Below are 20,129 nucleotides of genomic sequence, written 5' to 3'. Positions count from 1 at the left end.
GTCGCGGCTCCGGTGCGATCTACCCTCCAACAGGGACACCCGCGGCTACTACCCTTTCGATGTGGATCGAAAGATAGTGGAGTTCCGGCTTGGTTCGACCGACATCTCCGCGATCCGGTTCGGTATCTCCCCGGGGCACGAGCTGGTCCATGCGGTACGCGCCGTGTTGCGGCCGCAGAGCGTACCGCTGCACTGGGGCTGGTTCCGCACCCTGCGCAACGAACAGATGGGTGAAGGCTTTCGCCTGATGGCCGTGATCAGCGGTGTCGACGGGTACATGCCCGACTTCCTCACCACCGACCCGGCCGGCGACATGACCCCCGAGCAGGAGCTGGAACGGCTGCGCCAGGTGCCCGACGAACGGTTGCGGGCCGATCTGCAGAAGATGGTGATCCGGTCGAGCGGTGACCGGCAGCGGGAGATCCGCCAACTGATCGCCGATCCCACGCGCGCCCGGGCAGCGATCGTCGAGGCCTGGCAGGAGGTGTGGGAGGCGCTGCTGGACCCCGTGTGGCCCCAGATGCTGCGTCTGCTGCGGGCCGACATCGGGGTACGGGCCCGGCGCATCAGCGACGCCGGACTCGCCGACATGATCGCCACCCTGCACTCGACCGTGACCTGGCACAACGACGCGGTCCGGGTCCAACTGCCGCATTACGAGGCCTCCGTCGACTGCGGGGGTACGGGGCTGCTGCTCGTCCCGTCGGTGATGGCCACCCGGCGCTGCTTCGTCCTCGACGAACCTCCCACCCACCCGACGATCTTCTATCCGGCGCACGGCATCTCCGAGACCTGGCACCGCCCGGCGGCCGACGTCCTCGACGCGCTCACCGCGCTGCTGGGCTCGGCCCGGGCCCGCCTCGTCGTGGAACTCCAGCAGCCCCTGTCGACGTCCGAGTGCGCCCGGCTGACCGGTTTGGCGGCCTCGACCGCCTCCCACCACCTCGCCGTGCTGCGCAACGCCGGCCTGGTGGACAGCCGCCGGGCGGGAACCCGGGTGCTGCACACCCGTACCCCGCTGAGCGAAGCCCTCGCCGGCGGGCGCTGATCCAGCCATGTCGTACGCGCTGCTCACCCCGCCGCCGCACGCTTCCCGGAGCCCCGCGTCGGTCAGGGCGTGCGGGCCGCTTCGCCGGCGACCGCATCACTGTTCGCGATCATCCGCCGGATGACTTCGAGTGCGGCGACGTACTCCTCGTCCGGGATCCCGTGATGGATGCGCTCGCGCAGCTCGGCGACCAGTTCCCGCACCCGGCCCTGACCCGCCCGGCCGGCATCGGTCAGGTGCAGCCGCCCGGCCTCGTCCGCGACGATCCACCCGCGGTGCAGGAGCTGGTCGATGGCGCGAGGCACCTCGTACGGACCGTCCGCGACGTCTCCCCATTGCGCGGCGACGTCCCCGCGCGTGAGGCCGTCACCGGCATCCACCCGGGTGAGCGTCCACCATTGCGGCTGCGTGACATCGATGGTCGCCATCGCGTCACGGAGCCGTTCGACGACCGCCCTGTGCACGGCCCCACTCCAGTAACCGATGGGCTGCGCGGCAAGGGCTTCATCCCCTGCGGACGGGTCGGCGGTCGCCGGCACGGTACGGGCATTCATGCGACCTCAACTCCAACGCTCGAGGAATTCGACGATCGCAGATCGCCCGATGCCCGACATGCCGAGACGGTTGACGTGGCCGCGGTCAGATCGTGAAGAACCACAGGTCTTCGGCGGAGAAGGGTGACACGTCGATCACGGTGCCGAAGACCGCACGCAAGGTGTCGGCGTCGGCGACGAGGACAGGGGCGTCAAAAGAGGGCACCAGCACCGCCGCCAGGGGCAGATCGGCCGCGCGTTCCACGTTTGTCCGGTCGGTCTGTGCGAGGACCGCCAGAGGGCGGGACACGGACACGATGCCGACACGCTGCGTGCCGCTGACCAGGCTGATCCACTCCTCGCCGGCGTCCACGTCCCGGTCCAGCGTGACCGCCGTGCCTTCGACCAGGGCGGCTGCGACGTTGTGGGCGACCTCCGGAGTCCAGGACGACCGCGGCGGATTCGCCGCGAGAATCCGGGCCAAGTCGATCATGAGGCACCTCCCGGGCTGCCGTGAACGCCGCCGCGGTCGTTCCGGTAGACGTTGATGTATCGGGTCAGCTCGCCGGTCCCGCCGAGCACGCCAACCGGGCCGTTCACGACCGGCACCTTGGCCTTGTTCAGCACCCACAGGTCGTGTGCATCAGCGTAGGCGGCGGCATCGAGAACCGCCTTCTCGGCATCGACACCGCTCAGGAAGACACTGCGGCCGGGGATGGCGGTCAGCGGCAGGTGTTTTGCCATCGCGCTGCTGCTCACCGTGTACGTCCCGTTCGTCAGCTCACCGTGCCTGGTCAGGTAGGCGGCGGGTGGAGTGAAGGACGGACCCGCCGCCTCGCGCGGCTTACCCGGGCTGGATTCGCCGCCCGGCGGTGTGCGGGTGATGCGGTGGACGAGTTCCAGCAGGCGGTCGAGGACGCTCTTGAGGCGGTCCACCATCGCGTCCAGGCGGCGGAAGCTGCTCAACAGGCCACGGACGAGCCGTCGGATCGCACCGGCACACGTCCTGACCAGGGCCGCCACCTGGGCGACCACGAACGGCGTGGCGACGCCGAGGGTGAGGCCCTCCATGGCGAGCCACTGGGGGAGGCGGGCTGCCAAAGTGGCTACGAAGGCGGCGATCAGGTCGGTGACCAGGCCGCGCACCAGGGAGATCAGCAGCCCGGCACCCTCCACGGCGGCGGCGATGCCGGTGGCTGCGGTGCTCAGGCCGGTCAGGGCCGTCAGGTGCTCGGCGGCGTGGGCGCGGTAGGCGTCGGCGGTGGCGCCGGACCAGGTGGCCGTCTCGGTGAGCAGCCGCTGCTCGTAGTCGTGCCGGGCCACCTCCGTGGTGGCGGCGACGCGGTGCCAGGTGGTCGCGTGCGCGGTGATTTCGGCGGGGTCGCCGGCCAGCTCGTCCAGGGCGGTTCGCAGCGGCTGGACGTGGTCGAGCAGCCAGCCGACGCCCCAGCTCGCCACGCTGCCCAGCGGGTCGACGGCCACGGCGAGGCCGTCCATGGTGGAGCCGACGCCACCCAGGGTGCCGTCCACCCAGCCCTGGCCGAGGATGCCGGCGGTGATCTCGCGGGCGTCCTCGACCAGGTGGCTCGTCACGGCGTGCCCCTCCCCGTCGGCGGTCTCGGAACGGTGTACCGGCGCGGGGGCATTCCGGTTCGTGATCAATTCCGCAGGCATGGACCGTGGCTACTCTCAGCGAGTCGCCACAGCGAGGGGTTTCCATGAGCAACGTGCCACCGCCGCCCGGCCATCAGTCGTCCGGCTTGCCCGCCTCCCCGGCTTCCCCGCAGGTGCCCGGGTTTCCTTACCCGCCGCCACCGGGCGTCCGGAAACCTGCGGCAGCCGGTCATGTCGGCACCGTCGCCGCCTCATCCGCCTACCCACCTCCGACGGGGGTCGGCGGCCTTTCCCGGCTCAACCGGATGGCGATCGCGTCACTGGCCATCTCATTTGCCGCGTACCTGCTTTCGCGCTACACCAACATCCTGGTCGCCGTCCCGGTCGGCGCCGCCGGGGCGGTGGTGGGTCACATCGCCAGGCGGCAGATCCGGCGGGCCGGTGGGCGTGGCCGCTTTGTCGCGCTGGCGGGCATCGTTGTCGGCTGGATACCGGCGGTGGTGCTGCTGGTGGTGCTCGGCTTGTATGTCTCGGTGCGCGGAAACGGATAGCTCCGGGCTCACGGTTATCCCTGGGGCCGGGGACGACAGTCTGGGCCGTGCGAGCGCCGGGCAAGGGGCTGCCCCTGCCTGCCGGCCGGCCGGCCGGCCCCGAGAAGGTAAGGACTCCTGCGCTGCTGCCATATGATGTGCGAGAATCGCACACTGTGGCGGAGATTGACGCACGGACGCTGGGCGAACGGATCCGGGAAGCTCGCAAGCGTGCGGATCTGAGTCAGGAAGAGCTCGGCCGGGAGGCTGGGCTCGATCGGACCGCGGTGAACAAGGTTGAGAGCGGCGTCCGCAAGGTGACCGCGCTGGAACTGTCGGACATAGCGGCGGCGCTCGGTGTGCGGATGTCCGTGTTCTTCGAGGAACCGACTCCCGCCCTGGTGGCGCATCGATCCAGCCAGGGCCTCGATACTGCGGATTCACAGATCGACGCGTTGTTGGCGAGCTTCGCTCACGACGTCGAATTCGTCGCCTCGCTGGGCGTCGAGGAGTTGGGGCTCGACGCCGCTGACGCGGTCACACATGCCGGCATCACGCACCCGTCGACAAACGCCGAAGCCGAAGCTCTCGCGGGGAGAGCACGCACGCTGATGGGTGTGGGGGCCCAGGAACCGCTCCGGCGGCTTTCCGAATGCGTCTCCGGTGTCGGGCTTCTGGCGTTCTCCCGTGACATCGGCAGGGACACCGCTGACGCCGGTACCGTCCTGCTGCGCCGCGGCGGTGTCTGTCTCGTCAACAGCCACATGAAGGTGGGCCGCAGACGGCTGGCGCTGGCTCATGAACTGGGCCACTACCTGGTCGCTGACGACTACACCGTCGACTGGCGGGTGGCGGACCACTCGGACCGGGCCGTCCCGATGGAGTCACGGCTCGACCGGTTCGCACGTGCGTTGCTCCTACCGGAGGCCGCGGTAACGCAACTTTGGCAGGAGAAGACGACCCGGTTCGGCGAACGCGAGACGGCGATCGTGCTGGCAAGCGAGTTCCGCGTCGACATGGCCACCCTCGCGACCCGGGTGAAGGAGTTGAGCCTGGCCGACAGCGAGGCGGTCGCCGCCGTGCGGCAGTACCGCACCACCAAGGCTGACATCATCGAACTGAACTTGAACGTCGGCCCCGAGGAACTCCGGCAGACGACGATTCCCCGGCCGTTCGCGCGGGCGGTACTCCGGCTGCTCCGCGACGAGCGGATAAGCCGGGAACGCGCGCTGGAACTGCTGCAGGGCACCATCGACGAAGCGGATCTACCACCCGTCCGAGACCGCCGACCGGACGAGATCTGGAATTTCGTGTCGTGACCGTGCCCGAGAATGCCTGGGTGTTCGACACCGGCCCGGTGCGGAGTTTCGCGATCAACGGATGGTTGGGAGTTCTGCGGTTCCTCGCCGACGGGCGCCCCGTCTACATCCCGGACAGCGTCGAGCGAGAACTCGGCAATGCCACCGAACACGTACCGGCGGCTCGTGCGGTTCTCGACGCCGACTGGATCCAGGTGTACCGGTCGACCGACATGCGCTTCGTCGAGGCGTTCGCCCAGTACGCCGATCGGCTGGTCGCCGGGGGCAAGAACCGCGGCGAGTGCGGTGTTCTCGCGATGGGGCAGCTGCACAAATGCGAGATGGTGCTGGACGACGCGGCGCCGCGCCGGATCGCGGAAGAGAAAGGGCTTCGAGTGACGGCAACGGTGCCCTTGCTGTGCGAGGCGATCCGGGCGAAGAAGCTGACTACCGTGATGGTCGAGGCGCTGGCGGACGACCTGCTGGAGAGTAGGTACTTCCTGCCGTTCGGGCCGGGTGGGTTTCGTCAGCACGTACTCGTCAACGGCCTGCTCGACTACGAGGACCTGGCGTAGCAGCCGGAACCGTCGCCGGCTCGGCGGGGCCGCGAGGGTCCCGCCGAGCGACGAGGCCGCGTCAGGAGGCGGCGACGGTCCAGGTGTAGGTGCGGGTCTCGGCGGTCGCCGCCGTGGTCGCGAAGTTGGCGTTGACGGTCGACGCCTCGCGGCTGTTCGGGTTGGGGTTGGTGCAGCTCACCGGCGCGCTGCTGCCGGACATCAGGTCGGCGCACAGGCCGGTGCGGCGGTCCGGGAGGCCGAGCAGGTGGCCGAACTCGTGTGCGGCGATGCGGGGCTGGTAGTAGCCCTGGTTCACGGCTTGCCGGCCCATGTACCAGCGGCCGTTGCCGAGTGACGTGGTGATGGCCCGGGGCCAGCCGTTGTCGGCGTAGACGCGGATGTTGGGGGTGCGTCCGGCGGTGACGGGTTGCAGGCGGACGTTCGCGACCCGGCTGTTCCAGATCTGCGCGCCCTGGTCCACCACGGAACGGAACTCCTGTGCCTGGCTGGCGTCGTAGTACAGGATGCGCGGCGCGGCGCTGGCGGGGGCGGCGGTGACCACCTGCACGCCGGTCACGGCGAGGGCGGCGATGATGGCCGCCGCGAGTCTGCGGAGCATTGACTTCCTCCGGGGATGAGGGGAAGGGACCCCTCGACGATGCCCGGTTCAAAAGATGAACATCAATGGGTACGGGCATACCGGCTCGCACCTATCACGAGGAATGTCGGTGGCCGATGGCACGATGCCGGTGCCGGGATGGCCGGGTGCGAGCGGGAGGCGGGTGGATGGCTGCGGGGCGGCATCGTGGGCACGGCGTGGTGGAGGGTCTGGTCTGCACCGATCCGACAGTCGTGGTGTGGCAGGACGGTGAGCGCGAGCGCTGGCTGTCCCGGGCCGCGGCCCTCGACCACGGGCGGGAGCAGCCGGACTGGGGCACCGCGGCCACCGGCGCCGACCGGCTCGCCGACCTGACCGCACCGCAGGTGTCCTGGCTGATCGCCAAGGGGCCGGACGCGCCGGCGCGGGCGCTGATCCAGAAGCCGTCCCTGCTCAAGCACCGGCCGCGCGGCTGATCGCGGACGCCGACCGGGGCAGCGTGGCCGCGTTCGGGCGGGCGCTGCTGGACGCGTGGATCGCCGACGGGATGCCGCCCGCCGAGTCCTGGGTGGTCCCGGCGCAGGCGCACGTCGGCGACGACACCACGATGGACCGGCTGGCGCCGCTGGTGCGGTCGTGGCCGGCGAAAGGCCGCTACGCACGGGCCGCCGACGGCTTCGCGGTGCTTGCCACCAGCGGTGGGGATGTGGCACTGCGGCACCTGCTGTCGATCGAGGAGGGCATGTCCGGCGGGCCGACGAACGAGCGGGCCGCCGACTATCTGCGGCAGGCGGCGGCGCGGCGCGGGTTGTCCGTCGCGCAGCTCGCGGACCGGCTGGCGAGCACGCACGGGTTGGACGCGGGGCTGACCCTCGACTACGGGTCACGGGTGTTCCGGGTGGGCACCGACGAGCATCTGACCCCGTACGTCGTGGGTGCCGGCGGGCGACGCCTGGCCCGACCCCCGAAGCCGGGGGTGAAGGACACGCGGCCGGAGGCGTACCAGTGGTTCCTGCGATTCAATGGAGCTGCGGGCGGGCGCGGCGGCGCAGATCGCGCGCCTGGAACGCGACATGCTCACCCGTCGGGTACGGCCCGCGCGTGACCTGACGACGGTCCTGCTCCCCCATCCGGTGCTGGGGCCGATCGTGCGGCGGGTCCTGTGGGGCGAGTACGACGCGGGCCGGCTGGTGCGGGCGCTGCGGATCGCGGAGGACGGCAGTCTCGCGGACCGGCACGACACGACCGCGGCCGTCGATCCGGGGGCGTCGCTGGGGATCCTGCATCCGGCCGAGTTGCGTGACGAGCTGGCCGGGTGGGCGCAGACGTTCGCCGACTACGAGGTCCTGCAACCGTTTCCGCAGGTGAACCGCCCGGTGGTGACGCTTGCCGACGAGCAGCGGGCGGCGACGAGCCTGACCGGTTTCGGGCCGGTGCCGACGGACCGGGTGGTGCGCCTGCTGGGCGGGCGATGGAGCGGCAACGGGTACCTCACGGCCGGCCGCGTGCACACGCGGCTGGCGCGGGACCTGCCGGGCGACCTGACGCTGGTGGTCGAGATCTCGCCCGGCACGACCTCCTCGGCGTCGGACCCGACCGGCTACCAGCAGGTCACCGAGGTCTGGCTGGATCGCCACTGGTCGGATCACTGGCAGGCCGCGCGGGTCGTCCCGATGGGTGCCGCCGACGCGGCAGCGCTGTCCGAACTGCTCGTCGAGTTGTCCGCGCCCACGGGTTGATCTTCGGCGGGTTGCGGGTACAGCGCCTGTCAGGTACGTCGCAGCCACGTCGAGGAGTGATCATGACCGAACAGGACTGGGAACCGCTGGAGGAGTCACCGGAGGTGGCCGCCGCCGTCGAGGACGAGACGACCGTGCCCGAGCTGGTCACCGAGGACCCCGAGGACGAGGGCCCGGAGTTCCTCGAACCCGCCGGATAGGCTCGGGTCGTGTTCTCGCCACAGGGTCCGTCGCTGCGTGAACTGACCGTGCAGGCACTGTCCTCGGTCGAACGCGGCTACGACCTGCTGGCGCCGAAATTCGACCACACGCCGTTCCGGACCCCGGACTTCCTGCTCGACGCCACCATCGAGGCGCTGGGCGGGTTCGGGCCGTTCCGCGACGGCCTCGACGTGTGCTGCGGCACCGGGGCGGGCGTGCGGGTGCTGCGGCAGCTGTGCCCGGACCGGGTCACCGGTGTCGACTTCAGCACCGGGATGCTCACCCAGGCCCGGTCCGTGCACCCCGGCGCCACCTGGGTGCGCGCCGACGCCCGCGCCCTGCCGTTCACGGCCGGCTTCGACGTGGCGGTGACGTTCGGCGCGCTCGGGCACTTCCTGCCCGCCGAACGTCCCGCCGTCTTCGCGGGGGTGTTCCGGGCCCTGCGGCCGGGTGGGCTGTTCGCCTTCCCGCTGGGCGCGGCGGCCCCGGTGACGTCGGTGGCGCACTGGGCGGCGCTCGGCTTCGACGCCGTCATGCGGGTGCGCAACGCGTTGTGGCGGCCGCCCTTCGTCATGTACTACCGGACCACGCCGCTGCGCGCCGTCCGCGACGACCTGTCGGCGGCCGGGTTCGCGGTGCGGCTGGTGCCGCTGGCCCTGCCCGGTGTCCGGGTCCAGCTGCTGGTGGCACGCAAGCCGCCGGCGTCTTCCTGAGGGCGCGGATTCCGAGCCGGCCGCCGTGCCCCGGTGCGCCCGGCCTGAGATCGGCCGAGCCCCGCGCCCCCGTCAGGCGCAGGCCACGCACGCCCGAGCTGACATCGGCCGCAAGCCCCGCGCCGCCGTCAGGCGCAGGCCACGCAGCGGCGGGCGAACGGCCGGGCGGCGAGCCGTTCGGCGGCGATCGGGCGGCCGCAGCCTTCGCAGGTGCCGTACGCCCCCGCCTCCACCCGGTGCAGCGCGTCGTCGACCTCGGCGATCCGCTCGCGCGCGGCGACCAGCAGCGCGGTGAGCTGCGCCCGCTCGAACCCGATGGTGGCGCCCTCCGGGTCGTGCTCGTCGTCGGCGTTCGAATCCCGCGACGCCGCGAACAGTGCCTGCAGGTCCCGGGCCAGCGTCGCCGCCTCACCCTCCGCCCGCGCGCGCAGCAGCAACAACTCGTCCCGGACCATCCTCGCAGCTTAACGACAGGTGTCAGCGACCGTCGGCGGCGCCGAAGGCCCACTCCACGGTGACCGTCACCGACAGTTGCTGGCGGCCCGGCTCGATCGGGATCGCGAAGTCCGCCATGGCGAGCATCGCGGCCGCCCGGTCCTGCTCGTACGGCCGGTAGCTGGGCGCCCCCTCATTGACCATGACGACCCGGTCGAGGGTGCGGCGGGCCTCGCGGGCGTACAGTTCGGCCTTCCCCCGGGCGTCGGCGAACGCCTTCCGCCGCGCCTCGGCAAGCAGGGCGGCGTCGTCCTCGATCGCGAACGAGACACCGTTGAGCCGTGCGGCGTCCCCGCCCGCCGCGATGGCCGCGGCCATCGTCGCCCCGGCCTTGGGCAGGTTCCGGATCTTCGCGGTCAGCCCCTGGTTGACGGTGTAGCCGGTGATCTTCTCCTTCTCGTCCTTGGTGGAACTGACGCGGACATCAGTGGTCTGCAGGTCGGCGGCGGGCACACCGGCGCGGGCCAGCGAGTCACGCATCCGGGTGGCCGCCGCGGTGGCCTGCTCCAGGGCGGCGTCGACCGTGGCGGCGGCCGCTTCCACCGCGAAGTTCGCGGTGAGCGTGTCGGGTTGCCCGTACACCTGACCCTGACCGGTCACCAGGACGCTCTCCCGGTTGTGGTCGGCGGGCTTCGCGGCGGCCTTCGCCGTGGGCTTGGCGGTGGGCTTGGCGGTGGACTTCGACGAGGGCTTCGCGGTGACTTCCGCGGCAGGCTTGACGGCGGCGCCGGCCGAGGCCGGGGCGGGGTCGCCAGTGAGCGGCTCCGCTGCGGGGCTGCCGGTAAGTGGCGCCGCCGGAGCGGGGTTGGCGGTGAGCAGGGCCGCGGACGGCGCGGCGAGGGCCGTCAGGGCGGCGAGAGCGGGCAGGGTGACGCGAAGCTTGTTCATTTACCGTCCCTTGAGTAGCTTTTGTACCAATTTACGGCCGCGCCTCTGATTCCTCCGGCATTCCACTCCTCGCGATCCGCCGCGTTGGCCCCGTGCAGCGTCGTTGAGCTGCCGGCGGCGGCGCGCTCTGCCGGCGGTGGCGCGGCCGGGTGGCGGTGGCGCGGCCGGGTGGCGGTATCGCGTTGCCCAGCGGCACGGGACGGGCGGGATGCCGGGGTGGGTGGGTGCGCCGGACCCGTACCGCATCTTTGGTGTTGATCGCTGTCTACGCCGGGGGTGGGCAGGAGCGTTGAATAGGGTGTGACGTTCGAGGAGTACGCGTTCGCGCGCGGGCCGGGGCTGGTGCGGGTGGCCCGGTTGCTGTGCGGTGACGAGCACCGCGCCGAGGATCTGGTGCAGGACGTGCTGGCTCGCGCCTACGCCCGGTGGTGGCGCATCTCGCGCCTGGAGCAGCCCGACACGTATGTGCGCCGAATGCTGGTGAACGCCCACCACTCCTGGTGGCGTCGTCGCGGCAGCCGGGACGTCCCGGTGCCCGCGGTGGCGGACCGGCCGCGGGTCACCGACGAGGCGGCCGAGGTGGCGGGGCGTGACGAGATGTGGCGGCTGGTGTGTGCGCTGCCGAAGCGGCAGCGCACGGTGGTGGTGCTGCGGTACTACGAGGACCTGGACGACAACGCGATCGCGGCGATCCTCGACTGTTCCACGGGGACGGTGCGCACGCATGCGAAGCGGGCGCTCACCGCGTTGCGGCGCCGGCGGGACGAGCTGACGGGGGCCGACAGGTGAGTGTGGAGTTCGATGACCGGCTCGCCGCGACACTGCGGCAGCACGCCGGCGGTGCGGTGGACGCGGCGGCGCTGGTCGCCGGGGCGCGGCGCCGAGGTGCCGGGATTCGGCGGCGGCGGGCGCTGGGCTGGGTGGGCGCCGTCGTTCTCGGCGTGTGTGCGGGCGTGGCGGTGCTCAGCCGGCCGGCCACCACGCATCAGTGGGCCACGTCCGCCCTGCCGGTGGCGTTGCCGGGGCAGGGCGCTCAGCAGCATCCCGCGGCGGTCGGCACCGACCCGGGTGTCCTGCACTTCACCGCGGACGCGCTTGTCGCCGGTGCGGACACCGTGTCGTGGAGTGCCGGGCGTGGCACCGAGACGGTGGAATTCCGGGGGCCGGACCGGCAGGGACGGCTCACGCTGGCCCGGGACGCGGCTGCGCTCGACGGGTTGCGGCAGACGCTGGCGTCGTCGGGGCAGCCCGGCGCGCCGGCCGAGGTCGCGGTGGCCGGCCGGGCGGGAACGGTGACGCGCGACCCTGGCGTGGGCGGCCCGGACCTGTGGATCCTGCGATGGGAGCCGGTCGGCGGGGTGCGGGCGCGACTCGACATGTACGCCGCCGACAGCACCGCGGTGATGGCGGCGGCGGGCGAGGTGCGGTTCGACGGGGGCCTGCGCTGCGCGGTGCCGTTCCGGTTGACAGTGCTGCCCGCCGGCGCGCGAGTGCGGCAGTGCTCGGTGGGCTTCGACCGGGCGTCCGGGCCGTTCTCGGAGGGCTCGCTGGTGGTCGGCGACGACCAGGGGCGGTGGCTCACGGTGCGGGCGCAGCGCAGCGAGCACGGCGACGGACGGGCCGGCACGATCACGGCCGGGCCGTGGACGGCCCGGCGGCAGGGCAGCGGCATCCTGGAGACGTTCGTGCACCCCGGCCAGGTGGAGGTCTTCTTCGACGGGTTGGGCGAGGGGTACGCGGAGACGGACGCCGTGGCGGTGCTGAGCGGTTACACGCCGGCGGACGACGTCAACGACCCCGGGTCCTGGTGAGCGGCGGTCAGTCCCGGGGATGCGGAGTTCGCGGAGCGGGTCGCCGCCGTCGATGAGCAGCCGGGCGCCGGAAGTGGTGGCAGCGGCAGGGCGTCGACGACGGCGAGCAGGCAGGGCGAGATCGAGGCCGGCAACGAGCCGACGACAGCGGGCGGCCGGCCCGCGGTCAGGCCGGCAGCGCTTCGGCGATCATGCGGTGGCCCTGTGCCTCGAACGGCTCGTCGCCCACGCGGTAGGCCCAGCACGCGGTGGCGAGCGCCTCGCGCACCCGGCCGCGGTGCCAGGCGGGGGTGTCGCGCGGGTCGGAGCCGTACCCCTCGAGGAACGCCGCCTCCAGCCGCGGATCGGTGCGGAACTCCTGGGCGGCGAGGCGGGAGAAATCGGTGTACGCCGGCCGCATCGCCGCCCGCCCGAAATCGATGACGCTGACCACGCCGTCGTGGACGAGCCAGTTGCGGGGCTGCCAGTCGCCGTGGGTCGGCACGACCCGCGAAGGCGGCGCCGGCCAGGACGTGATCGCGGCGCGCAGCCGTGCGGTGGTGCCGGCGTCGATGCGGTGCGGGCCGTCGAGATGGACCAGGCACTTCTCGTTCTCGCGCCGCTCGTAGTCCGGGTCGGTGTCGCCGAGCTGGTGGTGCAGCAGGGCCAGCAGTTCGCCGGCCTGCCGGTAGGCGCCGGGGTCGGTGGCGTGCCCGCTGCCGAGGACCAGGGAGCCGGGCAGGTACGTGGCGACGAGCAGTTTCGCCGCGACACTGCCGTGCAGCATCACCGGGGCGCGGCCGAGCGCGGTCCACGGGCGCGTCCAGTTCCGGTGGGCGTTGATCTCGCGGGCGATGTGGTGATCGTCGGGGCCGCCGGCTTTGACGATGACCCGGGATCCGGCGTACGCCATCTCCAGCACCGTGGTCTGCACCACGCCCCAGCTGTGGTCGCGTTCGACCGTCGCACCGGGCAGCCACCGGCCGATCAGGTCACGTTGGTCCGGCGTCAGGTCGTCGAACGGCACAGCGCGGATCTTAGCGCCGTCGTGAGCGACAGTACGGCCCGAAGCCCGGCTCGTCGCGTGGTCAGCGGCCGGGCGGCAACCCGGCTAGACTGATTGCAGAGTGCAATCGGTTAGAGGAGTGAGCCATGGCGAAGTTCGTGACCATCGGGTACGGCGACCGGGACGGCTACGACCGCACCGAACAGGGTGTGCGGGACGCCGCCCACGAGCACGACGAGCTGCTGCGCCGGGACAGTGTGGTGATGGGCATCGCCGGCCCCCCGGTGCAGGTGCGCAACCACGCGGCGGCCGGCGTCACCACTCAGGAGGGCCCGTTCCTGTCGGCATCGCTGCCGGTGGCCGGGTTCGCCGTCATCGAGGCGGCAACGGCGGCCGAGGCCGTCCAGATCGCGTCCGGGACGCCGTGCGCGGTCGCCTACGGCGTGGTCGAGGTCTGGCCGCTGCAGGATTGAGAGCACCCGGCCGGTCACCGGCCCCGACACGTCACATCGGAGCCGGTGACCACCGTCACGGCTGCACCACCGGGGCGACCGGGACGCCTGCCACGGGCAGGGTGATGTGCGGCCAGTCCGCCGGGCTGATCTCGAGGCTCTCGGTGCGCCGGTCCAGCAGGGCCAGGGTGTTGAACATCCGGAGCGCCTCGCTGCTGAGCACCTCGTAACCGCCCTGCGGGTCGACGACGCGACCGCGCTGGATCAGCGGCTTGCCGTTGTGCCGGTGGTCCAGCTGGAACCAGCGGTGCTTGCCGACAGTCCTGATGTCCCGGCCGCTGGTGCCCTCGGTGTTCCACCAGATCCAACCCTGGAACGCCCAGCCGGTGGTGTTCGGGTTCCAGCTGGACAGTTCGGTGTGCACGTCCTGCATGAACGCGGCGCGGGCCGCACCGTCCCGGTCCCAGTGCGGCTGGATGGCGCCGAGCTCGGGCAGGATGCGCGGCCGGGCGTCAGAGCCGTTGAAGCGGTACGTCTTGACCTTCTGGAGCCACGTGCCGGCATCGGGGTACCGGGTGAACACGGTGCTGCCGTCCTCCGCCGACCAGGAGTTGACGTACGCGTCGACACCGAAGAAGTCACCCGTCCCCGGGTCCCAGGTCCGGTAGGTGCGATCGGGGTGGTTCTCGGTCCACTGCTTGGTGAGGACCGGGCCGCACCGGACGCGGGACCGCACGGGCGGCGGGAGCTCTGTCCGTACCATGGTCAGCACGGCGTTGAAGTTGTCCTGATAGCCCTGCGGAGTGAGCTTCGTGCCGTCCGCGGTGGTGTCGTCCTCGGGTTCGTGCCGGTCCGTCAGGTAGAGGACCTTGACCCAGGACGGCATGCCGGCGAGCAGTTCCCGCAGCTCCCCCAGCTTGCCCGGGTCGCCGTCGACCTTGCTGGAGATGAACGGGATGGCGCCCACTTCCTTGCAGTACTGGTACCGAGGATCCGTCCAGGCCGGCGGCAGCCCGTCAGCGTTGGGGAAGATCCGGAAGATCTCGTTCTTCGTCAGCCGCGGCTGCCAGTGCGAAATCTCGGACTTCTTGAAGGTGGCCCCGATGAGCATTGCCGTTCACCCCCGACGGCCAGGTCAGGCCGCCTCGTCGTTGGCGTGCTAGGTCGCACTCATGGTGATCTCAGAAATGGTGCCTATCCGGCTGAACCTGGTCATTTACGCTCTGGGGTGAACCACATCAGGTTTGAACCGGACAACGTGGTCCATCCACTCTGGCGGACCGTGCCAGCCGAGCCAGCCGAGCCAGCCGAGCCAGCCGAGCCGGCCGGGCCCCCGGCGGCGGCGCGCGGCCCGGCCCCCGGCGGCGGCACGCGGCCGGTCGCATGATCGACTGTCGGGTCACCGCACCTCGCGCCGACGATGGGAAAGCAGCAGTGGAATCCGGTGCCGAACGTGACATGGAGGTGGAGGCCCGGGTGCGGGACCACCTGCAACCCGGCGAAACCCTGCACGCCGCCGCGTGGGTGAGCCGGCCCGACGACCAGGCGCCGATCACCCTGACCCGCGCCGAGCTGTCGCCGCTGCGGTTCCGCAGACGCGTACCCGATCGTCCCGGCCCGCAACGCACCCTCGCCGCCGGCCTGGAGCAGCACCTGCGCCTCGTCACCGAACCCCGGGTGCTGGCCCGCACCGACCGCCGCCTGCTGGTGCTGTCCCGGAGCCCACAGTCCTGGCTCGACCGGTTCCGGGCAGGCTCCGGTCCACTGACGGCGCTGCACCCGCGCTGGGAATGCCCGCGCGCGAACCTGAACTCGGCCACCGACCGGGCCGGGCGGCTGCGCCTGATCTTCACCGACGGTTCCGTCGCGGAGCTGCTGATCCCGGCCGCGTCCCTGGGGCCTTTCCTCGCGGGCTGACGGCGGCCTTCCTCGGTTCCTTTCCCCCGGTTGCCCAGCTGTCATCCACGGTTGCTCGGCCGCCCGGAAAACAGCCGTGGGTGACAGCCGCCCACTCCCAGCTGTCACCCAGGGCTCCCAGCTGTCACCCCCGGCGTCCAGCTGTCACCCACGGCTGCCCAGCCGCCCCAAAAACAGCCGTAGGTGACAGCCGCCCACTCCCAGCTGTCACCCACGGCTGCTTGGCGGGCCCGAAAACGGCCGTGGGTGACAGCCGCCCGCTCTTGGTGCTGCCTGAACGTCGACGTGCTGCCTGAGCAGCGACGGATCGGGCAGCGGTTCCTCGACAGGCACGGTCCAGCGCAGCAGGGTGCCGTGAGCGCCGTCGGACCGGAGGCGGGCGTCGGGCCGCTTCGCCCAGGACGTCGGCCGGACGAGCAGCTCCGGTTCGGCGGCCTCGATCAACCGCGGTGGCTGCTCCTCGTCCAGCGGGGACAGTCACGGGAGCGCAGGGTCGCGGCCGGGGTTGGCAGGCGCCTCGAAGACCCCCTGCGGTGGTGCCTGCTCCCCGCTTCGAACACGTCTCAGCGCAGGACGCGAGGATATCCGCCTACGTGCCCGGCAGGCTTCGGCAACGCCCGGTCCGCGCCTCTGCGGCAGGCGGCGCGATGCGGCCCGGCAGGCCTCGGCAATGCCCGGTCGGCGACCGGTCCGCGACTCTGCCGAGGGCGGCGCGGTCCGGCCCGGCGGGCATGTCAGTCGTCGGTGTCGTCGAGCGGCTCGGTGTAGCGCCACGCCAGCACGGCGGCCGGGATCATGGTGCCGACCAGGACCGCGGTGACCATGATCGGAATCCAGCCGTCGCCTTCGATGAGCGCCGAGTCGGCGACCTTGCGCATCGCGCCGTCCGCGACGGCCATCAGCGCCAGCACGCTCAGCAGGGCCAGGACCACGTTGTGGGACAGGCGGTAGGCCGCGTTGCGCTCGGTGATCTCGCGCTCGTCCAGCAGCCGGTCCGGTACGGCGTCGAGCAGCCGGGTGGCGCGGCGCAGCAGCAGAATGCCGGCGACGCTGAGCGCGGCCACGGCCGTCATCAGCGTGCTCCGGAAGACGGTGTCGGGCAGGGTGCCGGCGAACAGCCCGCCCGCCAGCGGCAGCACCGGCAACAGGGCCGCGGCGCGGCGGCTGCGGCGGTCGGCCAGCCAGCCGGGCAGGGGGCGCTCCCGGTGCAGCCGGAGCTGGTCATCCTTTTCGGCCAAAAGCCGGCTCAGCTGCGCGGCGCGGTCCTCGGCTGCCGTGCTCCGTTCGGTGCTCACCGGGGTTCTCCTGTCTTCGGGGAATACAGCTGGGCCGACATCGGGGTGAACGGCGTCAGGGAGAAGACCGCCTCGACGGGCAGTTCGAAGTAGGCACAGATGCGCAACGCCAACTCCAGCGACGGCCCGTAGTCGCCGCGCTCCAGAAACCCGATGGTCTGCGTGTTCACACCGACCGCCTTCGCAAGGTCGCTGCGCGAGACCCCACGCTCGGCGCGCAGCACCGGAAGCCGGTTGTGCAGGTTCCCGCCCCGCCGGTTTCCCTTCGGATCTTTGTCCACCACGCTCCGATTGTTGCGTATACACAACACCAACTGCAAGGTCCGCAACAGATCGCCCGAGCTGATGGCAGGGCTCGGCACGCCTCGGCCAGCTCATCGGGTACGCCCTCAGCCAGGTCATCGGCTACGCCCGGGCCAGGTCATCGGCTACGCCCAAGATCAGCGGGCCCGACCGGATCAGATCAGGCGGTGCGGGGTGTCGGCCCGGATGAGCCGGACGCCCGTCCAGAGCGACCACACCGGCCAGGCCGGGACGAGCAGCATCACCGACATCGCGGTGAGCGCCGAGCCCGGTCCTCGCAGCGCCGGCACGTGCGTCACCAGCTGCAGCCCGATCAGGGCGGCGAGCAATCCGGCGCCGCAGAGCATGCCGGTCACGGCCAGGGCGGGTGGGCTGGTGTGCCGCAGCAGGGCGGCGCCACTGATCAGGATCAGCCACAGACCGGGGATGACGGCTCCGATCATCGCGACGGCGGCGGTGTCGGTGGCAACCGAGAGCGCGCCAGCGGCGACCGGTCCGGTGCCGGCGAAGACGGTCAGGAAGGCGGCGATGAGGTACGGCAACAGACCGCCACCGTACGATTTCGCCGTCCAGAAAGATCGCACCGCCACGACGCCGAGCAGACCGCAGGGCGCGAGCAGGAACAGGAACTCGGCGGCGCCCTCCCCGATCAGCGGTGGCGCGAGGACGGCCGCCACCAGCAGGACCGACGTGCCGATCAGGGCGGCGCCGGTCAGGGCCGACAGCCAGCGGCGGGGCGGCGCCACCGGGGTACGGAACTGGTGCGCCAGCAGCGGCACCTTGAGAACCGTGTCCAGGGCGTACCACCAGCGCCGCGCCCCGGGCACGTCCGCCAGCACGGCGAGGGCCTCCTCACGCCAGCGGGCCCGGTGCGCGGCCGGCAGGGTGAGCGCGGCGACGGCGAGCAGGGTGCGCAGGATTCGCATCAGTACGCCCCGCCGGGGAGGATGTCGCCGACCGCGGCAGACGTCCGGCGTTGCGCCGCGGTCGTCTTCGCGGCAACGGCTGCGGTCGCGCCGTCAGCGGTGAGCCCGTAGTAGCGCCGCCGGGGCCGGCCCACGGCGTGCTCGTCGACGGCCTCCCACTCGCTGCGCAGCCAGCCGGCCTGTTCGAGCCGGGCCAGGATGGGGTAGATCGTGCCGGGCATCAGGCCTGTCGCGTCGATGATCTCCAGGCCGTAGAGCTGCCGGTCGGGTTCTGCGGCCAGAGCATGAAGGACCAGGCGCACCTGCAACGTCATCCGAGGCATGCTCGTACTCTATATAGGGTGTCAAGGCCGGTCGCCGTGCCCCCGCAGCCGCAGCAGGTACGTCGCGGTGAGCGCCACCCCACGGTCGTCGTCCTCGGCCAGCCGTACCAGGGCCTGCGTCGTCCTGTCCCCCGGAATCCCAGCGAGCGCCTGGGTGAGCCGCCGCCGCGCCGGCGAACCCGCGATGCCGCCGCCCAGGGCCGATGAACCCGCGATGCCGTCACCAACGGCCGCCGAGCCCGCGGCGCCGGCGGTGAGGCGGTCGACGAGACCGGTCGCGATGCGCTCGGTGAGGGCGGGATCCTCGGCGAGGGTGCTCAGGCAATCCGCCGCGTCGACGTCGTTCGCCTCCTCGACGATCATGTCGATCAGGGTCGGTACCGCCGCCGCACCGCCCCGCGCACCCAGCGCCAGCGCCGCACCCCGCCGGACCACCACGTCGGCGCTGGTCAGGCAGTCCTGCAGCACCGATGTCGCCGTCTCGTCGGTGAGTTCGGCGATGGCCTGGACGGCCCGTTCGCGCACCGCCGCCTCGGGGGCGTCCAGGCCCCGCACCAGCCGGGCCAGCCCACCGGCACCCGCCCGGGCCAGCGCCCAGCGCAGGGCACCGGCCACGTTCGGGTCGGTCTCGGTGAGTGCGGCCTCGGCCAGGGCTTCCACGGGTACGGGTGACTCGGCGACCGTGGACAGGGCGGCGCGCTGCCGGCGGCCGGCGCTGTCCGAGCCGAGGGCCTGCAGCAGCGCGACGGTCTGCAGGACGTCGGCCCAGTCGGCGGGTTCCGCGGCGCCGATGCGGTGCAGCCGGCGAAGCAGGTCGGTTTCGGCGGCGATGCGTTCCCGGGTACGGGCGATGAGGTCCCCGACCAGCTCCGACGGCGCGAAGGCAGGGTCGTCGAGGGCCCGCCCGACCTCCCGCAGCGACAACCCGAGCGATCGCAGGCTCTCGATGTGGAAGATCCGGCGGATGTCGTCGCTGCCGTACGCCCGGTAGCCGCCCTCGGTCCGCCCCGACGGCCGCACCAGCCCCAGCGCCTCGTAGTGCCGCAGCATGCGCGCGCTCACCCCGGACCGTCGCGCCACCTCACCGATCAACACGGTCGGCGTCGTCCCCTTCCCGGTCGCCCGGTTCGGCCACGCGTTCCACCTGGTCCGCGCCGTGCGGTTCGTCCGCGCGTTTCGCCTGCTCCGCGTCGTCCCCGCCGAGGGCGACGATGCGTTTCGCCTGCTCGACCGCGTACTCGAAACTCGCGTCCGGGTCCCGCAGCAACCGCTGCGTGGCGAGGGCGTGCCCGCGCACCCGCGGCTCCGGGTCGTCCGCCGCGGCCTGCAACGCCGGCCGGACCGCCTCGCCGAGCGCGACGAGCGCCCGGCTCAGGCTCAGCTGCGTCTCCCGGTCGCCGCGCCCGAGCTGCGTGACGAGCACCCCGGCCAGCTCCGCCTCCTCCCCCGCCGGAACCAGCACCACCGCCGCCCGCCACGCCGAGCGCGCCACCTCGTCGTGCGCGTCGGTCAGCAGCGCCCGGGTGACCGCCGGCCACGCACGCCGGTCACCCACCTTGGACAGCGTGTGCAGCGCCTGACTGCGGGCCTGCGGGTTGGCCGAACCCAGTTCCGCGACGAGCGCCGGAACCGTCACCGCCGCCGGGTGCCGGGTGAGCGCCCACGTCAGCATGTCGCGCACGAAGAAATCGGACTCCGCGGCGCACCTCTCGATGAGCGTACCCACCATCTCGGGGCCTCCCGTCGTGCCCGCCGCCAGCGCCGCTTGCAGGCGCACCGACGGGTTGTCGCTTGTCAGACCGGTCATTGTGACCACCTCCTCGGCCACCAGTGAAGACCCTGACACAGTGACAAGGTCAAGCGCCGCAGCTCCGTCATCTCCGGAGGCCGCCGGGCTGACCGC

The 20,129-nt window shown here is 72.1% G+C and carries 27 protein-coding genes; 13 read left to right on the top strand and 14 right to left on the bottom strand.

Annotated features, from left to right (window positions below):
• Positions 1-61 precede the first annotated feature (61 nt).
• Complete coding sequence (locus tag LPA41_RS15255) at positions 62-1,048, top strand: DUF5937 family protein (protein WP_229071033.1); 987 nt, start codon at positions 62-64, stop codon at positions 1,046-1,048.
• 62 nt (positions 1,049-1,110) lie between these two features.
• Here LPA41_RS15255 and LPA41_RS15250 read toward each other — a convergent pair whose 3' ends face one another.
• The 3 genes from LPA41_RS15250 to LPA41_RS15240 form a co-directional block, all read right to left on the bottom strand.
• Positions 1,111-1,602 carry a MarR family winged helix-turn-helix transcriptional regulator gene (locus LPA41_RS15250; RefSeq protein WP_229071032.1) on the bottom strand — a complete coding sequence of 164 codons (492 nt, stop codon included), beginning with the start codon at positions 1,600-1,602 and terminating at the stop codon, positions 1,111-1,113.
• Between the two features lie 85 nt (positions 1,603-1,687).
• Entirely contained in the window at positions 1,688-2,074 is a 387-nt protein-coding gene (locus LPA41_RS15245) for a hypothetical protein (RefSeq protein ID WP_229071031.1), read from the bottom strand.
• Positions 2,071-3,174, bottom strand: coding sequence for a WXG100 family type VII secretion target (locus LPA41_RS15240; protein ID WP_229071030.1), 1,104 nt, complete (start codon positions 3,172-3,174; stop codon positions 2,071-2,073). The genes LPA41_RS15245 and LPA41_RS15240 overlap by 4 nt, the downstream gene beginning before the upstream one ends.
• Before the next feature lie 326 nt (positions 3,175-3,500).
• Between LPA41_RS15240 and LPA41_RS15235 the strand changes: the two genes are divergently transcribed.
• The 3 genes from LPA41_RS15235 (at position 3,501) to LPA41_RS15225 (ending at position 5,598) form a co-directional block, all read left to right on the top strand.
• Positions 3,501-3,746 (top strand): DUF4190 domain-containing protein, encoded by a 246-nt coding sequence (locus LPA41_RS15235; protein ID WP_229071029.1) that lies wholly within the window; start codon positions 3,501-3,503, stop codon positions 3,744-3,746.
• Between the two features lie 155 nt (positions 3,747-3,901).
• On the top strand, positions 3,902-5,044 hold the full coding sequence (locus tag LPA41_RS15230) for a helix-turn-helix domain-containing protein (protein WP_229071028.1): 1,143 nt from the start codon (positions 3,902-3,904) through the stop codon (positions 5,042-5,044).
• Entirely contained in the window at positions 5,041-5,598 is a 558-nt protein-coding gene (locus LPA41_RS15225) for a nucleotide-binding protein (RefSeq protein WP_229071027.1), read from the top strand. Before LPA41_RS15230 ends, LPA41_RS15225 begins: the two co-directional genes overlap by 4 nt.
• Positions 5,599-5,659: 61 nt before the next feature.
• Here LPA41_RS15225 and LPA41_RS15220 read toward each other — a convergent pair whose 3' ends face one another.
• A complete protein-coding gene (locus LPA41_RS15220) occupies positions 5,660-6,199 on the bottom strand; it encodes a snapalysin family zinc-dependent metalloprotease (RefSeq protein ID WP_229071026.1) in 540 nt (179 codons plus the stop codon).
• Positions 6,200-6,366: 167 nt separating this feature from the next.
• On the opposite strand from LPA41_RS15220, the gene LPA41_RS15215 reads away from it, so the two are divergent.
• The 5 genes from LPA41_RS15215 (at position 6,367) to LPA41_RS15195 (ending at position 8,831) form a co-directional block, all read left to right on the top strand.
• On the top strand, positions 6,367-6,654 hold the full coding sequence (locus tag LPA41_RS15215; protein ID WP_229071025.1) for a hypothetical protein: 288 nt from the start codon (positions 6,367-6,369) through the stop codon (positions 6,652-6,654).
• A gap of 23 nt (positions 6,655-6,677) precedes the next feature.
• Positions 6,678-7,283 carry a hypothetical protein gene (locus LPA41_RS15210; RefSeq protein WP_229071024.1) on the top strand — a complete coding sequence of 202 codons (606 nt, stop codon included), beginning with the start codon at positions 6,678-6,680 and terminating at the stop codon, positions 7,281-7,283.
• Complete coding sequence (locus tag LPA41_RS15205) at positions 7,201-7,917, top strand: DUF4132 domain-containing protein (protein WP_229071023.1); 717 nt, start codon at positions 7,201-7,203, stop codon at positions 7,915-7,917. Before LPA41_RS15210 ends, LPA41_RS15205 begins: the two co-directional genes overlap by 83 nt.
• A 62-nt stretch (positions 7,918-7,979) precedes the next feature.
• A complete protein-coding gene (locus LPA41_RS15200; RefSeq protein WP_229071022.1) occupies positions 7,980-8,117 on the top strand; it encodes a hypothetical protein in 138 nt (45 codons plus the stop codon).
• 9 nt (positions 8,118-8,126) lie between these two features.
• Positions 8,127-8,831: a class I SAM-dependent methyltransferase gene (locus LPA41_RS15195; protein ID WP_229071021.1), complete on the top strand. Its 705-nt coding sequence runs from the start codon at positions 8,127-8,129 to the stop codon at positions 8,829-8,831.
• A gap of 128 nt (positions 8,832-8,959) precedes the next feature.
• Here the strand turns inward: LPA41_RS15195 and LPA41_RS15190 are convergent, their stop codons facing one another.
• Both LPA41_RS15190 and LPA41_RS15185 read right to left on the bottom strand, forming a co-directional pair.
• On the bottom strand, positions 8,960-9,286 hold the full coding sequence (locus LPA41_RS15190) for a TraR/DksA C4-type zinc finger protein (RefSeq protein WP_229071020.1): 327 nt from the start codon (positions 9,284-9,286) through the stop codon (positions 8,960-8,962).
• Between the two features lie 22 nt (positions 9,287-9,308).
• Positions 9,309-10,214: an SIMPL domain-containing protein gene (locus LPA41_RS15185; RefSeq protein WP_304523766.1), complete on the bottom strand. Its 906-nt coding sequence runs from the start codon at positions 10,212-10,214 to the stop codon at positions 9,309-9,311.
• Between the two features lie 300 nt (positions 10,215-10,514).
• Between LPA41_RS15185 and LPA41_RS15180 the strand changes: the two genes are divergently transcribed.
• Entirely contained in the window at positions 10,515-11,003 is a 489-nt protein-coding gene (locus LPA41_RS15180) for a SigE family RNA polymerase sigma factor (RefSeq protein ID WP_229071019.1), read from the top strand.
• A 2-nt stretch (positions 11,004-11,005) separates the two neighbouring features.
• Positions 11,006-12,025: a hypothetical protein gene (locus tag LPA41_RS15175; protein ID WP_229071018.1), complete on the top strand. Its 1,020-nt coding sequence runs from the start codon at positions 11,006-11,008 to the stop codon at positions 12,023-12,025.
• Between the two features lie 166 nt (positions 12,026-12,191).
• On the opposite strand, the gene LPA41_RS15170 is transcribed toward LPA41_RS15175, so the two are convergent.
• Positions 12,192-13,031 carry a phosphotransferase family protein gene (locus tag LPA41_RS15170; RefSeq protein ID WP_229071017.1) on the bottom strand — a complete coding sequence of 280 codons (840 nt, stop codon included), beginning with the start codon at positions 13,029-13,031 and terminating at the stop codon, positions 12,192-12,194.
• Positions 13,032-13,156: 125 nt separating this feature from the next.
• On the opposite strand from LPA41_RS15170, the gene LPA41_RS15165 reads away from it, so the two are divergent.
• On the top strand, positions 13,157-13,483 hold the full coding sequence (locus tag LPA41_RS15165) for a YciI family protein (RefSeq protein WP_229071016.1): 327 nt from the start codon (positions 13,157-13,159) through the stop codon (positions 13,481-13,483).
• Positions 13,484-13,538: 55 nt separating this feature from the next.
• Here LPA41_RS15165 and LPA41_RS15160 read toward each other — a convergent pair whose 3' ends face one another.
• Positions 13,539-14,573, bottom strand: a complete 1,035-nt coding sequence (locus LPA41_RS15160; protein WP_229071015.1) for a hypothetical protein — start codon at positions 14,571-14,573, stop codon at positions 13,539-13,541.
• 323 nt (positions 14,574-14,896) lie between these two features.
• On the opposite strand from LPA41_RS15160, the gene LPA41_RS15155 reads away from it, so the two are divergent.
• Entirely contained in the window at positions 14,897-15,379 is a 483-nt protein-coding gene (locus tag LPA41_RS15155; RefSeq protein WP_229071014.1) for a hypothetical protein, read from the top strand.
• Between the two features lie 734 nt (positions 15,380-16,113).
• Here LPA41_RS15155 and LPA41_RS15150 read toward each other — a convergent pair.
• From LPA41_RS15150 to LPA41_RS15125, 6 genes are all read right to left on the bottom strand, one after another.
• Complete coding sequence (locus tag LPA41_RS15150; RefSeq protein ID WP_229071013.1) at positions 16,114-16,674, bottom strand: hypothetical protein; 561 nt, start codon at positions 16,672-16,674, stop codon at positions 16,114-16,116.
• Positions 16,671-16,955 (bottom strand): helix-turn-helix transcriptional regulator, encoded by a 285-nt coding sequence (locus LPA41_RS15145; RefSeq protein WP_229071209.1) that lies wholly within the window; start codon positions 16,953-16,955, stop codon positions 16,671-16,673. Before LPA41_RS15145 ends, LPA41_RS15150 begins: the two co-directional genes overlap by 4 nt.
• A gap of 177 nt (positions 16,956-17,132) precedes the next feature.
• A complete protein-coding gene (locus LPA41_RS15140; protein ID WP_229071012.1) occupies positions 17,133-17,903 on the bottom strand; it encodes a hypothetical protein in 771 nt (256 codons plus the stop codon).
• Entirely contained in the window at positions 17,903-18,217 is a 315-nt protein-coding gene (locus LPA41_RS15135) for a PadR family transcriptional regulator (RefSeq protein ID WP_229071011.1), read from the bottom strand. The genes LPA41_RS15140 and LPA41_RS15135 overlap by 1 nt, the downstream gene beginning before the upstream one ends.
• 30 nt (positions 18,218-18,247) lie before the next feature.
• Positions 18,248-19,321, bottom strand: a complete 1,074-nt coding sequence (locus LPA41_RS15130; protein WP_229071010.1) for a HEAT repeat domain-containing protein — start codon at positions 19,319-19,321, stop codon at positions 18,248-18,250.
• On the bottom strand, positions 19,308-20,033 hold the full coding sequence (locus LPA41_RS15125; RefSeq protein ID WP_229071009.1) for a HEAT repeat domain-containing protein: 726 nt from the start codon (positions 20,031-20,033) through the stop codon (positions 19,308-19,310). The genes LPA41_RS15130 and LPA41_RS15125 overlap by 14 nt, the downstream gene beginning before the upstream one ends.
• Between the last annotated feature and the right edge of the window lie 96 nt (positions 20,034-20,129).

Origin of the sequence: Actinoplanes sp. DH11 (assembly GCF_020873875.1) — a bacterium.
Lineage (GTDB): Bacteria > Actinomycetota > Actinomycetes > Mycobacteriales > Micromonosporaceae > Actinoplanes.
This window is presented reverse-complemented; position numbering and strand designations above follow the sequence as displayed.

What these genes read in the sequence shown, in the direction of transcription:
- LPA41_RS15125 (WP_229071009.1), bottom strand. Translation starts at nt 20,033, where the DNA reads ATGACCGGTCTGACAAGCGACAACCCGTCGGTGCGCCTGCAAGCGGCG.
- LPA41_RS15140 (WP_229071012.1), bottom strand. Translation starts at nt 17,903, where the DNA reads ATGCGAATCCTGCGCACCCTGCTCGCCGTCGCCGCGCTCACCCTGCCG.
- LPA41_RS15135 (WP_229071011.1), bottom strand. Translation starts at nt 18,217, where the DNA reads ATGACGTTGCAGGTGCGCCTGGTCCTTCATGCTCTGGCCGCAGAACCC.
- LPA41_RS15190 (WP_229071020.1), bottom strand. Translation starts at nt 9,286, where the DNA reads ATGGTCCGGGACGAGTTGTTGCTGCTGCGCGCGCGGGCGGAGGGTGAG.
- LPA41_RS15235 (WP_229071029.1), top strand. Translation starts at nt 3,501, where the DNA reads ATGGCGATCGCGTCACTGGCCATCTCATTTGCCGCGTACCTGCTTTCG.
- LPA41_RS15200 (WP_229071022.1), top strand. Translation starts at nt 7,980, where the DNA reads ATGACCGAACAGGACTGGGAACCGCTGGAGGAGTCACCGGAGGTGGCC.
- LPA41_RS15250 (WP_229071032.1), bottom strand. Translation starts at nt 1,602, where the DNA reads ATGAATGCCCGTACCGTGCCGGCGACCGCCGACCCGTCCGCAGGGGAT.
- LPA41_RS15245 (WP_229071031.1), bottom strand. Translation starts at nt 2,074, where the DNA reads ATGATCGACTTGGCCCGGATTCTCGCGGCGAATCCGCCGCGGTCGTCC.
- LPA41_RS15165 (WP_229071016.1), top strand. Translation starts at nt 13,157, where the DNA reads ATGGCGAAGTTCGTGACCATCGGGTACGGCGACCGGGACGGCTACGAC.
- LPA41_RS15160 (WP_229071015.1), bottom strand. Translation starts at nt 14,573, where the DNA reads ATGCTCATCGGGGCCACCTTCAAGAAGTCCGAGATTTCGCACTGGCAG.
- LPA41_RS15205 (WP_229071023.1), top strand. Translation starts at nt 7,201, where the DNA reads ATGGAGCTGCGGGCGGGCGCGGCGGCGCAGATCGCGCGCCTGGAACGC.
- LPA41_RS15220 (WP_229071026.1), bottom strand. Translation starts at nt 6,199, where the DNA reads ATGCTCCGCAGACTCGCGGCGGCCATCATCGCCGCCCTCGCCGTGACC.
- LPA41_RS15215 (WP_229071025.1), top strand. Translation starts at nt 6,367, where the DNA reads ATGGCTGCGGGGCGGCATCGTGGGCACGGCGTGGTGGAGGGTCTGGTC.
- LPA41_RS15185 (WP_304523766.1), bottom strand. Translation starts at nt 10,214, where the DNA reads ATGAACAAGCTTCGCGTCACCCTGCCCGCTCTCGCCGCCCTGACGGCC.